The following is a 13,922-nucleotide window of genomic DNA, read 5'->3' as shown; positions in this document are numbered from 1 at the left end:
GATGTGAATCCTATGACGACGTCCCGAGACCAGGAAATCCAGCGCCGCACCGAGTTGTCGGTGACCCGCGTGACCAAGGCGGTGTTCCCCAACACCACCAACCACCACAACACCTTGTTCGGCGGCACCGCCCTGGCGTGGATGGACGAAGTGTCGTTCATCGCCGCCACCCGCTTCTGCCGTCTGCCACTGGTGACGGTGTCCACCGACCGTATCGATTTCAAGCACCCGATCCCGGCTGGTTCGATCGTCGAGCTGGTGGGCACGGTGATCAAGGTCGGCAACACCAGCCTGCAGGTGCAGGTGGATGTGTTCGTCGAGAACATGTACCTCGATGGCCGCGAGCGGGCGATCCATGGCGTGTTCAGCTTCGTCGCCATCGACGAGGACAAGCGCCCGGTGCCGGTGCTGTCGTTGGCTTGATTGCCCTGCGCTCTGATTTGGCGCAGAAGAGCGCGCAACCCTGGGGCTGCGCTGCCACGCAGGAAATAGAGTTGATTGCCAGCGTGGGAGCGGGCTTGTCCCGCGATGCGGTGGATGGCACCGGCTTCGCCGGTGATCGCGGGTCAAGCCCGCTCCCACGCAGTCCAGGCCAAGTCAAAGAATTGCGTTTATCCCATGGCCGTGTCTGAAGCCGCTTCTGCAGGTCAATGTGCCACAGCCTGCTCAGTCAGCTCCGGCTCCACCAGCGCCACCAGTGTCCACCCAGGCTGCGGCTTGAGCGGGTTGTCCGGGCTGGCCACATGCACCCAGCCTTGCCCATCCCGGGCGAACAGCAGCGTGGCCCGGGGGCCATGCAGCTGCTGGTAGTCGCCCCAGTCGAAGGCCTCGGTCAGCGTGGTGCTGTACAGCTCGGCACCCTGGTGCAGCAGCTTGGCCAACTGCCCATAGGTCATCGGGCTCGACCCGAGCAATTGCCCGCGATGCTCCTCGCTGGCACGGTGCTTGTCGCTGCGCTGTTTTTCCAGGCCGCTGGCCAGCACGAACAGCCGGGCCTGGCCGAAATCATGGCGAAAGCGCGCGCAGGCCAGGGCATTGAGCTCTCCCGCCGGCGACAGGCCGAGCAGGTGGCCCAGGCCGACCAGGTCGAGGTGAGCGTCGGCGTGCTGCGAGGCGGGGTTGCCAAAGTAGGTCGGCAAGTTTTCCATGCGCGCGGCGCGGATGTTCTCCCAGCTCGAGTCGGTCAGCAGTACCCGGCAGCCCAGTTGTTGCAGGGCTTTGGCGATTGCGCGGGCGGGCGGGTTGGCGCCGACGATGAGGAAGCCGCTCGGCGCCGGCTCCGCCACCTTGAGCAGGCGCGCCAGGGGCCTGGCCGTGGCGCTCTGCAGCACCACGGTGCCGATGATCACGGCGAAGGTCAGCGGCACCAGCAGCAGGGCGCCCTCATGGCCAGCCTCATCGAGACGAATGGCGAAGATGGCCGAGACGGCGGCGGCCACGATGCCTCGTGGGGCGATCCAGGCCAGTAACGCCCGTTCCCGCCAGTTCAGCGTCGAGCCCAGGGTCGCCAGCCAGACGTTCAGTGGCCGCGCCAGCAATTGGATCACCAGCAGCAGCGCCAGCACCGCCGGGCCCAGCGCCAGCAGCGCATCCAGGTCGAGTCGAGCGGCCAGGAGGATGAACAGGCCGGAGATCAGCAGCACGCTGAGGTTCTCCTTGAAGTGCAGGATCTGCCGTACATCCACGCCGGGCATGTTGGCCAGCCACATGCCCATGACCGTGACCGCCAGCAGGCCCGACTCGTGGACGATCTGGTTGGCGGCGATGAAGATGCCCAGCACCGCTGCCAGCGAGGCCAGGTTGTGCAGGTATTCCGGCAGCCACTGCTCGCGCATGACCTGTCCCAATAGCCAGCCGCCGGCGACGCCGAGCGCGCTGCCGCAGAAAATCACCCCGGCGAAGGTCGCCAGGCTCTGGCTCAGCCCGTTGCCAGCGACGTTGGCGATGATGAAGCTGTACACCACCACCGCCAGCAGCGCGCCGATCGGGTCGATGACGATGCCTTCCCAACGCAGGATGTTGGCGATGGCCGCCTTGGGTCGCACCACGCGCAGCATGGGCACGATCACCGTGGGACCGGTGACCAGGGTCAGGGTGCCGAACAGGATCGCCAGGGGCCAGTCGAAACCCAGCAACCAGTGGGTGGCCAGGGCGATCACCAGCCAGGTACTCAGCGCGCCGATGGTCACCAGGCGATGCACCACGCTGCCGATCTCGCGCCATTGCGACAGGTGCAGGGTGAGGCTGCCTTCGAACAGGATCAGCGCCACGGCCAGTGATACCAGTGGCATCAGCAGCGGGCCGAACAGCGCCTGGGGCTGCAGCCAGCCGAGCACCGGTCCTGCGAGAATGCCGCACAGCAGCAGGAACAGGATCGCCGGCAGCTTCAGACGCCAGGCCAGCCATTGGCACAGCAACGCGGCGGCGCCGATACCCCCGACACTCAAAAGAATCTGCTGTTCGTTCATGCGCTCTCCCTCTGCATGCGTCGATATGAAAGACTAAGCGCCATTTCGCCGTTTGCCACCGAGTTTTCATGCCTGCACTGGACCACCCACTGATCGACCAGTTCCTCGATGCCCTCTGGCTGGAGAAGGGACTGTCCGACAACACCCGCGCTTCGTACCGCAGCGATCTGGCGCTGTTCAATGGTTGGCTCCAGGAGCGCGGCGTGGCGCTGCCCGATGCCGGCCGCGAGTCGATCCTCGACCACCTGGCCTGGCGTTTCGACCAGGGCTACAAGCCGCGCTCCACCGCGCGCTTTCTTTCCGGTGTGCGGGGCTTCTTCCGTTACCTGCTGCGCGAGCGGCTGGTCGGCGTCGACCCGACGCTGCAGGTGGACATGCCGCAATTGGGGCGACCGCTGCCCAAGTCGCTGTCGGAGGCCGATGTCGAAGCGCTGCTGCAGGCGCCGGACCTCGGCGAAGCCATCGGCCAGCGCGATCGCGCCATGCTTGAAGTCCTCTATGCCTGCGGCCTGCGAGTGACCGAACTGGTCAGCCTGACCCTGGACCAGGTCAATCTGCGCCAGGGCGTGCTGCGGGTAATGGGCAAGGGCAGCAAGGAGCGCCTGGTGCCCATGGGCGAGGAGGCGGTGGTGTGGCTCGAGCGCTACCTGCGCGATGGTCGCGCCGAACTGCTCAATGGGCGTCCCAGTGATGTGCTGTTCCCTAGCCTGCGCGGCGAGCAGATGACCCGCCAGACCTTCTGGCACCGCATCAAGCATCAGGCGCGGGTGGCCGGGATAGACAAGCCGCTGTCACCGCACACCTTGCGCCACGCCTTCGCCACGCACCTGCTCAACCATGGCGCCGACCTGCGCGTGGTGCAGATGCTGCTGGGCCACAGCGACCTGTCGACCACGCAGATCTACACCCATGTCGCCAAGGCGCGCCTGCAACAGCTGCACGCCCAGCATCATCCACGTGGATGAAGGATTTTCATGTTCCGCCGACCGGTGCCTGAGTACCCCTACTGCGCCGGTCGGTTGTGGTAGGCTTGGACGGTTTGTTGCAAGGGCCGATCTTTCGCCACCCGCCAGGGGTGTGCGAAGCCCCCGCGGCCCCGTCCGCCTTCAGGAGTACCCCATGCGCGTGACCCAGATTTTCGCCGCCGCCGCCCTGGCGTTGGCCAGTACCTTTGCCGTCGCCGCGGCCACCGATGCCAATGCCGGCGCCGAGCAGGCGATTCGCAAATCGCTGCAGAACCTGCAGTTGGAAGTTCCGGTGGAGAGCGTGGCCAGCAGCCCGCTCAACGGCCTGTACGAAGTCAAGCTGCAAGGTGGTCGCGTGCTGTACGCCAGCGCCGACGGCCAGTTCGTGATGCAGGGCTACCTGTTCCAGATCCAGGATGGCAAGCCGGTCAACCTCACCGAGAAGACCGAGCGCCAGGGCGTCGCCAAGCTGATCAACGGCATCCCGGCAGCGGAAATGGTCGTCTACCCGGCCAAGGGTGAAACCAAGTCGCACATCACCGTGTTCACCGACACCACCTGCCCGTACTGCCACAAGCTGCACGCCGAAGTACCGGAACTCAATCGCCGTGGCATCGAAGTGCGCTACGTCGCCTTCCCGCGCCAGGGCCTGGGCTCGCCGGGCGACGAGCAACTGCAGGCGGTCTGGTGTTCCAGCGACCGTCGCGCGGCGCTGGACAAGATGATCGACGGCAAGGAAATCAAGTCCGCCAAGTGCGCCAATCCGGTCAGCAAGCAGTTCCAGCTGGGTCAGTCGATCGGTGTGAACGGCACGCCGGCGATCGTGCTGCAAAATGGCCAGGTGATTCCGGGCTACCAGCCGGCGCCGCAGGTGGCCAAGCTGGCCCTGGCAGAGAGCAAGTAATCAATTCAGTACGCCGTCGTCATGGGGTGACGGCATGTTTCACGGTCGGCGCAGGTGCCGGCCGTTCAATGGGGAGTTCACAGTGAAACCGGTCAAAGTAGGCATCTGTGGGTTGGGGACCGTCGGTGGCGGAACCTTCAATGTACTCAAGCGCAACGCCGAGGAGATTGCCCGCCGTGCCGGGCGCGGTATTGAAGTGGCACAGATTGCCATGCGCTCGCAGAACCCGAATTGCCAGATTACCGGTACCCCCATTACCGCTGATGTGTTCGAAGTCGCGAGCAACCCCGAGATCGATATCGTCATCGAGCTGATCGGCGGCTACACCATCGCCCGCGACCTGGTGCTCAAGGCCATCGACAACGGCAAGCACGTGGTCACCGCCAACAAGGCGCTGATCGCCGTGCATGGCAACGAGATCTTCGCCAAGGCGCGCGAGAAGGGTGTCATCGTCGCCTTCGAAGCCGCCGTGGCCGGCGGCATCCCGGTGATCAAGGCGATCCGCGAGGGCCTGTCGGCCAACCGCATCAACTGGCTGGCCGGGATCATCAACGGCACTGGCAACTTCATCCTCACCGAGATGCGCGACAAGGGCCGCGCCTTCCCCGACGTGCTGGCCGAAGCCCAGGCGCTGGGTTATGCCGAGGCCGACCCGACCTTCGACGTCGAGGGCATCGACGCCGCGCACAAGCTGACCATCCTGGCGTCCATCGCCTTCGGCATCCCGCTGCAGTTCGACAAGGCCTACACCGAGGGCATCACCCAGCTGACCACTGCCGACGTCAACTACGCCGAGGCCCTGGGCTACCGCATCAAGCACCTGGGCGTCGCCCGTCGCACCGCCGACGGCATCGAGCTGCGCGTGCACCCGACACTGATCCCCAACGACCGCCTGATCGCCAACGTCAACGGCGTGATGAACGCGGTAATGGTCAACGGCGACGCCGCTGGGTCCACCCTGTACTACGGCGCCGGTGCCGGCATGGAGCCGACTGCTTCGTCGGTGGTCGCCGATCTGGTCGACGTGGTCCGCGCCATGACCTCGGACCCGGAGAACCGCGTGCCGCATCTGGCCTTCCAGCCGGACGCGCTGTCGGCCCATCCGATCCTGCCGATCGAGGCCTGCGAGAGCGCCTACTACCTGCGTATCCAGGCCAAGGACCACCCGGGCGTGCTGGCCCAGGTCGCCAGCATCCTTTCGGAGCGTGGCATCAACATCGAGTCGATCATGCAGAAGGAAGCCGAGGAGCAGGACGGCCTGGTGCCGATGATCCTGCTGACCCATCGCGTGGTCGAGCAGCGCATCGACGACGCCATCGTCGCCCTGGAAGCACTCCAGGACGTGGTCGGCAAGGTCGTGCGCATCCGCGTCGAACAGCTCAATTGAGCGGCAAGCTTCAAGCTGCAAGCTGCAAGTAAAGGCAGTGCGGTGTTGGGGCTTGAATAGAACACAATCGCGGCAAGGAGAGACGCCGAGCACGAGAGCAACGCCAATCGGCTTTATCTTGTAGCTTGCAGCTCGAAGCTTGCCGCTCAAACCAAAGGTTTGCACCCATGCGCTATATCAGTACCCGCGGCCAGGCTCCGGCCCTGAACTTCGAAGATGTCCTGCTGGCGGGCCTCGCCAGCGACGGCGGCCTGTACGTGCCCGAGAACCTGCCACGCTTCACCCAGGAAGAAATCGCCTCCTGGGCGGGCCTGCCGTACCACGAACTGGCCTTCCGGGTGATGCGCCCGTTCGTCGAAGGCAGCATCGCCGACGCTGATTTCAAGAAGATCCTCGAAGAGACCTACGGCAACTTCGCCCACGCCGCCGTCGCGCCGCTGCGTCAGCTCAACGGCAACGAGTGGGTGATGGAGCTGTTCCACGGCCCGACCCTGGCCTTCAAGGACTTCGCCCTGCAACTGCTTGGCCGCCTGCTCGACCACGTGCTGCTCAAGCGCGGCGAGCGCGTGGTGATCGTCGGCGCCACCAGCGGTGACACAGGTTCCGCCGCCATCGAAGGCTGCCGCCGTTGCGACAACGTCGACATCTTCATCCTGCACCCGCACCAGCGTGTGTCGGAAGTGCAGCGCCGGCAGATGACCACCATCCTCGGCGACAACATCCACAACATCGCCATCGAGGGCAACTTCGACGACTGCCAGGAGATGGTCAAGGCCAGCTTCGCCGACCAGTCGTTCCTCAAGGGCACCCGCCTGGTGGCGGTCAACTCGATCAACTGGGCGCGGATCATGGCCCAGATCGTCTACTACTTCCATGCAGCCCTGCAGCTCGGTGGCCCGGCCCGTTCGGTGGCGTTCTCGGTGCCGACCGGCAACTTCGGCGATATCTTCGCCGGCTACCTGGCGCGCAACATGGGTCTGCCGATCAGCCAGCTGGTGGTGGCGACCAACCGCAACGACATCCTGCACCGCTTCATGAGTGGCAACCAGTACGTCAAGGACGCCCTGCACCCGACCCTGTCGCCGTCGATGGACATCATGGTCTCGTCCAACTTCGAGCGCTTGCTGTTCGACCTGCACGGTCGCAACGGCGCAGCCGTCGCCCAGCTGATGGACACCTTCAAGCAAGGCGGTGGCTTCAGCGTCGAGCAGGACCGCTGGACCGAGGCGCGCAAGCTGTTCGACTCGCTGGCCGTCACCGACGAGCAGACCTGCGAGACCATCGCCGAGGTCTTCGCCAGCACTGGTGAAGTGCTCGACCCGCACACCGCGATCGGCGTCAAGGCCGCCCGCGAGTGCCGCCGCAGCCTGGATACGCCGATGGTGGTGCTGGGCACCGCGCATCCGGTCAAGTTCCCCGAGGCCGTGGAGAAGGCGGGTGTCGCCAAGGCCCTGGAGCTGCCGGCGCACCTGAGCGATCTGTTCAGCCGCGAAGAGCGCTGCACGGTGCTGGCCAACGATCTGAAGACCGTCCAGGCCTTCGTCAGCCAGCACGGCAATCGCGGTAAGCCGCTGTAACGCCTCGCACCTGAGTGTGTGGTGCTGTCCCGGTGCCGCGACCGCAGAGGCTGCTTCGCGGGTAAACCCGCCCCTACAGGAATTGCGCAAGGATTGAGGTCATTGCGATCCCTGTGGGAGCGGCTTTAGCCGCGAACACCGGCGTAGGCGGTGCCAGGCTCTGCGTCGCTTGCTTCGCGGGTGAACCCGCTCCCACAGGAGCAGCACACGGCTTGAGGTCAACGCGGTAGCTGTGAGAGCAACTGTCTTGCTCGGATTCCTCAACCTGGCGCCGATTGATGCAGGCGTTGCTCTACAGCACAGTGGCTTCTCGGCTGCTTTCGGACTTTTCCTATACAGCCGCTGCTGTCGCCCTACTAAAGTGGTCGCCTCGCTCTCACGCTACATCGCCGAGGAAAGGCCAATGCACAGGCTCAATGTCCTTATCCATCAGCCTCGCCCCTTCCACCAGATACTCCTGCACCAGGCGCTCAACGCCCAAGGTATCTACAGCGTAAGGCTGGCCGAGGAACCGTCTGACATCCTCGTCGCCCTTTGTCGCGGGCTGCCGATAGATTTGCTGATACTCGATCACGGCATGCCACGGAGCAGTGCCGAGATTTTGTTCGAGCAGCTTTCATCCGGTCTATCGCCACGGGCGCTGTTGTTCGTCGGTCAGGCGGGGGAGAAGTGCCCGGATCTGGCGCGCGAGGCGCGCCGGCACGGTCTGCCGGTGCTGTTCGACGTGCCCTGGAGCCGACTGACCACGGCGCTGGGAAGCGCACTCCAGTGCCTGGCGCCACGGGCAGACGACTGCACCTGCCACGCTATCGAAACTGTCATGTCCGCCGCGCATGCTCGCTGAACCGGCCAGCTGGACGAACTTTCCCCCCAGGCTGACGGTCAGTTCCGATATGTCCACAAGCCAGAGTGATCCGGATGGAAAGAATCTGCAGGCTGCTCAACGATGCCTTGACCCCTTACCGGGCCGAACTGGGTGTGACCGATGGCGACGGCAATCGCCAGCTGACGCTGTATGACGAGCGCGGCGAGGTGGCGCTGCGGCGCAAGATCCACGCGCGGCAGTTGACCGAGCGGCAGTTGCTGGTCGACCTGGTGGACGGCTTGCACCGCGACCTGCAGATCATGGAAGGGCGCTTGCAACCCTGCGTGATCGCCGCGATGCAACACGCGCGACAACCGCAGGGAACCTTTGCCCGAGGCGGCTGATCAGATCCTTTGAGACAGCAGGGGGGCGTGCTTCGCTCCGGCATTCCCGTCAGCTGTCACCGCAAGTCCCCGGACTTTCGCTTGACCCCGGTCGCCATTCCCCAGCGGCCGGGGTTTCTTTTTTTGGGCGCTACGGCAGGGCCGGTTCGGGCTGTTCGAAGAAGTGACGGGCCTGCTCCAGGTAGTCGTCCTGCAATTGCGGGTCCAGCCAATGCGCGTACAGGCGCGGTAGCGGCTCGCGGCGCAGGTCGGGCAGCAACTGGTCGATATGGGCGATGGCTTCGCGCCCCAGCGCCGTGTCCGAACAGCCGATGTGCAGGAATTGGTGGCGGTTGACGTTGCGGATGGGATGAAAACTGTAGTCTTCCGGTGAGCCGCCTTGATGCTGGATCAGATAGCGGATTTCCGGCCAGTACCCGAGTACCAGCTGCAAGCGTCCCAGTTTCTGCATTTGCAGCAGGCTCGCGGTGGCGTCGTTGCCGTAGTGGCGGCTGAATGCGCTGTCCGGCAACTGGCGCAGGATCTCGTCGACCTGCATGCTGTAGCTGCGTTCGGCGACGATGCCCAGTTTCAGGCGGGTCTGGGCCAGCAACCGTTCGAGGTCCACCTGTTGTCCGTCAAGGAAGGGTGCCAATAGCCCCTCGTCTTGCCGGCGTACCACCAGACCGCTGCTGAGCACGCCCAGCGAGGGGGCGGAAAAGTGCACGTACCTGGCCCGTTCTGGCGTCCACAGCAAGGTTGGGTCACAGGTGAAGCTTTGCTCCTGGAGCATCTGGATGCCTCGGGCGCGGTTGACCCGGACGATGCTGTGATCGTATTCGGGCATCTGGGCGATGAGCAGGGGCAGCAATTGATCGACCACACCCAGGCCCTTTTCCGGGCCTTCGAAAATGGTGAATGGCGGCAGGTCGCGCACCAGCCACAGTAGGCGCTCCTTGGCGGCGACCGTTTGTCCCGTCAGCAGGAGCAGCAGGCAGAGCAAGGCGGGCAGGCGTGTGATCGTGATACCCATGGGGCCGCGGGATCAGACCGTGCCGGCCGCGCGCAGGCGGGCGATGGTGGCCTCGTCGTAGCCCAGGTTGGCGAGCACCCTGTCGGTATGCTCGCCCAGAGCCGGCCCGACCCATTCGCTGGAGCCCGGTGTTTCCGAGAGCTTGGGGACGATACCCGGCATCTTGAACGGCTTGCCGTCCGGCAGGCGCGCTTGGAGGAACATCTCGCGGGCGAGGAATTGCGGGTCGCTGAACATGTCTTCGGCCGAATAGATCCGGCTGGCCGGTACCTCGGCGTCGTTGAGCGTCTGCATCACCTGGCTCAGCGGCAGGGCGTTGGCCCAGCGGTCGATCACGCCGTACAGTTCGTCGCGGCGGGCATCGCGGCCATCATTGCTGGCCAGTGCCGGGTCGTTCGCCAGGTCGTCGCGGCCAATGGCCTGCATGAAGCGCTTGAAGATCGCATCGCCATTGGCGCCGATCTGTACATGGCGGCCATCGGCGGTGGTGTGGATGGACGAGGGGGTGATGCCCGGCATGATATTGCCGGTGCGCTCGCGGATGAAACCGAACACGTCGAACTCCGGGACCATGCTTTCCATCATGGCGAAGATCGCTTCGTACAGCGCCACGTCCACCACCTGGCCCTGGCCGCCGTTCACTTCGCGATGGCGCAGGGCCATCAGCGCGCCGATCACCCCCCACAGGGCGGCAATGGAGTCGCCGATGGAGATGCCGGTACGCACCGGCGGGCGATCCTCGAAGCCGGTGATATAGCGCAGGCCGCCCATGGATTCGCCTACTGCGCCGAAACCGGGTTGGTCTTTCATCGGGCCGGTCTGGCCGAAGCCCGACAGGCGCACCATCACCAGGCGCGGATTGAGTGCGTGCAACACATCCCAACCCAGGTCGAGCTTTTCCAGCACGCCGGGACGGAAGTTCTCGATCAGGATGTCGGCTTCGGCGAGCAGGCGCAGGAGCACGTCGCGGCCTTGCGGATGCTTGAGGTTGAGGGTGAGCGACTGCTTGTTGCGCGCTTGCACGAACCACCACAGCGACGTGCCTTCGTACAGCTTGCGCCACTTGCGCAGCGGATCCCCGCCATCGGGCGACTCGACCTTGATCACCTCGGCGCCGAACTCGGCGCAGATGCGTGAGGCGAACGGGCCGGCGATCAGCGTGCCGAGTTCGATGACTTTCAGGCCGGCGAGGGGTTTGCTGGGCGTTGGCATGGGGCATCCGTGGCGAATGGCGTGGAGCGGAGGTTGTATCACAGCTCGGCTGCGGCAGGTACATCGGTGTTTGGCCCTTCGCGGAGCATGGTTGGGAGCGGGCGTGCGCCGCGAGGGTGCCGGATCGGGTAGACTGTGCGACTTTCTCTTTCACGAAGCCCAGCGCCCATGGCCCAGCCGTCCACCACCTACAAGTTCGAACTGAATCTCACCGACCTCGATCGCGGCGTGTACGAAAGCGTACGCCAGACCATCGCCCGTCACCCTTCCGAGACCGAGGAGCGCATGGCCGTGCGCCTGCTGGCCTACGCGCTCTGGTACAACGAGAACCTGTCGTTCGGTCGGGGCCTGTCGGATGTCGATGAAGCGGCCTTGTGGGAAAAGAGCCTGGACGACCGCATCTTGCACTGGATCGAAGTCGGCCAGCCCGACGCCGAGCGTCTGACCTGGTGTTCGCGCCGGACCGAGCGCACCAGCCTGCTGGCCTATGGCAGCCTGCGTGTATGGCAGAACAAGGTGGTCGATGCGGTCAAGGGGCTGAAGAACCTGAGCATTGCCGCCGTGCCGCAGGAGGTGCTGGAGACGCTGGCCACCGACATGCCACGCACCATCAAGTGGGACGTGATGATCAGCGAGGGCACCGTGTTCGTCACCGACGATCGCGGCCAGCACGAAGTGCAACTGGAGTGGCTGCTCGGCGAGCGCGGCTGACCTATCCCTACCTGAATACCGAAGACCCCATGCGCATCGAACCCCGTCCCCTGCCATCGCCCTTGCCATTGCTGGGCAACCTGCCACCCTTGCTGACCCGTCTGTACGCCGCCCGTGGCGTGCAGTCCGAGGTCGAGCTGGACAAGAGCCTGGCGCGGTTGCTGCCGTACCAGCAGCTCAAGGGGATCGACGCGGCGGTGGACCTGCTGGTCGAGGCCCTCGACCAGCGCCAGCGCATCCTGATCGTCGGTGACTTCGACGCCGACGGTGCCACGGCCAGTACCGTCGGCGTGCTGGGGCTGCGGCTGCTGGGGGCTGCGCATGTCGACTATCTGGTGCCCAACCGTTTCGAGTATGGCTATGGCCTGACCCCGGAGATCGTCGCGGTCGCCTTGCAACGCCAGCCGCAACTGCTGATCACCGTGGATAACGGCATCTCCAGCGTCGAGGGCGTGGCGGCAGCCAAGGCCGCGGGGCTCAAGGTGCTGGTCACCGATCACCACTTGCCTGGTGAGCAACTGCCGCAGGCGGATGCCATCGTCAATCCGAACCAGCCGGGCTGCCTCTTCCCCAGCAAGTCGCTGGCGGGCGTCGGCGTCATTTTCTATGTGCTGATGGCCCTGCGTGCGCGTCTGCGCAGCCTGGGCCGCTACGAGGCGCAACCGCAGCCGAACATCGGCGAGCTGCTCGACCTGGTGGCGCTCGGTAGTGTCGCCGACGTGGTACCGCTGGATGCCAACAACCGCATCCTGGTACACCAGGGACTGGAGCGCATCCGCGCCGGCCGCGCCCGTCCCGGGCTCAAGGCCATCCTCGAGGTGGCGCGGCGTGATCATCGACGCATCACCTCCACCGACCTGGGCTTCATCCTCGGTCCCCGGCTCAATGCCGCCGGACGCCTGGACGATATGAGCCTGGGCATCGAATGCCTGCTGTGCGATGACGCCGCCCTGGCGCTGGACATGGCCCAGCAGCTGGACGGCTTGAACCAGGACCGCAAGTCAATCGAGCAGGGCATGCAGCGCGAGGCGCTGGCGCAGCTCAAGGACCTGCCGGTTGAGTCCATGCCCTATGGCCTGTGCCTGTTCGATGCTGACTGGCACCAGGGGGTGATCGGTATTCTTGCCTCGCGCCTGAAGGAGCGCTACCACCGCCCGACCATCGCTTTCGCCGATGCGGGGGAGGGCATGCTCAAGGGTTCGGCGCGCTCGGTGGCGGGGTTCCATATTCGCGATGCGTTGGACGCGGTGGCGGCACGGCATCCGGCGTTGATCAGCAAGTTTGGCGGGCATGCCATGGCCGCAGGGCTGTCATTGCCGGCCGAGCATTTTCCGGCGTTCGCCGAGGCCTTCGACGAGGAGGTCCGGCGGCAGCTGCGTGAAGAGGACCTGACCGGGCGATTGCTGTCGGATGGCTCCCTGGCGGTCGAGGAGTTTCACCTGGACCTGGCGCGGGCCTTGCGCAATGCCGGGCCTTGGGGGCAGCACTTTCCCGAGCCGTTGTTCCACGGGGTGTTCCAGCTGGTCGAGCAGCGGGTCGTGGGGGAGCGGCATCTGAAGGTCGTGCTCAAGAGCGAATGTGGGACGGTGCGGTTGGATGGGATTGCCTTTGGGATCGACCGGGAGGTTTGGCCTAATCCGACTGTGCGCTGGGTGGAGTTGGCGTACAAGCTGGATGTGAATGAGTTTCGGGGCAATGAGAGTGTGCAGTTGATGATTGCGCACATGGAGGCGCGGTGATCTGGTTTTGGTTAATTGGTTAATTGGTTGGTGGCTGTTTTGAACGTTGTATGCGCATTCATTTGTGATGTCGACGCATAGTCACCTTTCCGCCCTTACGGCGGGTCACTTTTTGTCAAACGCGACAAAAAGTAACTAAAAAACGCTGCGCTCCATTCATCCGGCCCTACGCTTCGCTCCGGGTTCCCTCACTCCGGCCTTGCTCCCGGGAGGACCGCGCTGAACGGCCCATCCTGGGCCGCAGCGCTTGACGGGCATCCATGCCCGTCACCTCCCTTCGCAAGTCCTGCGTTCGGCCTCCTGAAGTCGCGAAGTTACGGGCGGTGCCTGGGCTGGCGCAGCTGGCGCTAGTTGCAGGTGTGTGATCTCAAGTCCGTATTCGCGGGTTTACCCGCGAAAGGGCCAGAACAACCAATATATAAATAACTGCCAAGAGCCAATTTGAAGTTTCTGCTCTTGCTCTTGCTCTTGCTTCTAAGTGCGCGATAGTTCAGGCGCCGCCAATTGCGACTTCAGGAGGCCGAGTGGAGTTCTTGCGAAGGGAGGTGACGGGCATGGATGCCCGTCAAGCGCTGCGCCCCAGGATGGGGCGTTCAGCGCGGTCCTCCCGGGAGCAAGAACGGAGCGAGGGAACCCCGGAGCGCAGCGTAGGGGCCGGATGATGGAGCGCAGCGTTTTTTGGTTACTTTTTGTCGCGTTTGACAAAAAGTGACCCGCCGTAAGGGCGGAAAGGTGACT

At 64.7% G+C, this 13,922-nt stretch carries 12 protein-coding genes; 9 read left to right on the top strand and 3 right to left on the bottom strand.

The annotated features are described in order from the left end of the window. Positions 1-12 precede the first annotated feature (12 nt). Entirely contained in the window at positions 13-423 is a 411-nt protein-coding gene (locus tag N5D48_RS16745) for an acyl-CoA thioesterase (protein ID WP_279886294.1), read from the top strand. Positions 424-647: 224 nt separating this feature from the next. Here N5D48_RS16745 and N5D48_RS16740 read toward each other — a convergent pair whose 3' ends face one another. Then, on the bottom strand, positions 648-2,468 hold the full coding sequence (locus N5D48_RS16740) for a sodium:proton antiporter (protein WP_279886293.1): 1,821 nt from the start codon (positions 2,466-2,468) through the stop codon (positions 648-650). 68 nt (positions 2,469-2,536) lie between these two features. Between N5D48_RS16740 and xerD the strand changes: the two genes are divergently transcribed. The 6 genes from xerD to N5D48_RS16710 all read left to right on the top strand — a co-directional run bounded on the left by xerD (position 2,537) and on the right by N5D48_RS16710 (position 8,510). After that, a complete protein-coding gene (xerD, locus tag N5D48_RS16735; RefSeq protein ID WP_279886292.1) occupies positions 2,537-3,433 on the top strand; it encodes a site-specific tyrosine recombinase XerD in 897 nt (298 codons plus the stop codon). Positions 3,434-3,587: 154 nt separating this feature from the next. Continuing rightward, positions 3,588-4,337 (top strand): DsbC family protein, encoded by a 750-nt coding sequence (locus tag N5D48_RS16730; RefSeq protein WP_279886291.1) that lies wholly within the window; start codon positions 3,588-3,590, stop codon positions 4,335-4,337. Positions 4,338-4,419: 82 nt separating this feature from the next. Further along, positions 4,420-5,724, top strand: coding sequence for a homoserine dehydrogenase (locus N5D48_RS16725; RefSeq protein WP_279886290.1), 1,305 nt, complete (start codon positions 4,420-4,422; stop codon positions 5,722-5,724). 167 nt (positions 5,725-5,891) lie between these two features. Then, positions 5,892-7,301: a threonine synthase gene (thrC, locus tag N5D48_RS16720; protein WP_279886289.1), complete on the top strand. Its 1,410-nt coding sequence runs from the start codon at positions 5,892-5,894 to the stop codon at positions 7,299-7,301. Positions 7,302-7,704: 403 nt separating this feature from the next. After that, positions 7,705-8,145, top strand: a complete 441-nt coding sequence (locus N5D48_RS16715) for a histidine kinase (RefSeq protein WP_279886287.1) — start codon at positions 7,705-7,707, stop codon at positions 8,143-8,145. Between the two features lie 74 nt (positions 8,146-8,219). After that, a complete protein-coding gene (locus tag N5D48_RS16710; protein WP_279886285.1) occupies positions 8,220-8,510 on the top strand; it encodes a DUF3509 domain-containing protein in 291 nt (96 codons plus the stop codon). A gap of 130 nt (positions 8,511-8,640) precedes the next feature. On the opposite strand, the gene N5D48_RS16705 is transcribed toward N5D48_RS16710, so the two are convergent. Together N5D48_RS16705 and N5D48_RS16700 are read right to left on the bottom strand one after the other, a co-directional pair. After that, positions 8,641-9,522: a TIGR02285 family protein gene (locus tag N5D48_RS16705; protein ID WP_279886283.1), complete on the bottom strand. Its 882-nt coding sequence runs from the start codon at positions 9,520-9,522 to the stop codon at positions 8,641-8,643. A 12-nt stretch (positions 9,523-9,534) separates the two neighbouring features. Continuing rightward, positions 9,535-10,734, bottom strand: coding sequence for a CaiB/BaiF CoA-transferase family protein (locus N5D48_RS16700; protein ID WP_279886281.1), 1,200 nt, complete (start codon positions 10,732-10,734; stop codon positions 9,535-9,537). A gap of 168 nt (positions 10,735-10,902) precedes the next feature. Here N5D48_RS16700 and N5D48_RS16695 point away from each other — a divergent pair, with 168 nt between their 5' ends. Both N5D48_RS16695 and recJ read left to right on the top strand, forming a co-directional pair. Continuing rightward, positions 10,903-11,445 (top strand): YaeQ family protein, encoded by a 543-nt coding sequence (locus N5D48_RS16695; RefSeq protein ID WP_279886280.1) that lies wholly within the window; start codon positions 10,903-10,905, stop codon positions 11,443-11,445. Between the two features lie 29 nt (positions 11,446-11,474). Then, positions 11,475-13,184: a single-stranded-DNA-specific exonuclease RecJ gene (gene recJ, locus N5D48_RS16690; RefSeq protein WP_279886277.1), complete on the top strand. Its 1,710-nt coding sequence runs from the start codon at positions 11,475-11,477 to the stop codon at positions 13,182-13,184. Positions 13,185-13,922: the final 738 nt, after the last annotated feature.

The organism is Pseudomonas sp. GD03858, assembly GCF_029840925.1.
Lineage (GTDB): Bacteria > Pseudomonadota > Gammaproteobacteria > Pseudomonadales > Pseudomonadaceae > Aquipseudomonas.
The sequence above is the reverse complement of the archived record's forward strand: the minus strand, read 5'-3'. Positions and strand labels throughout refer to the sequence as shown.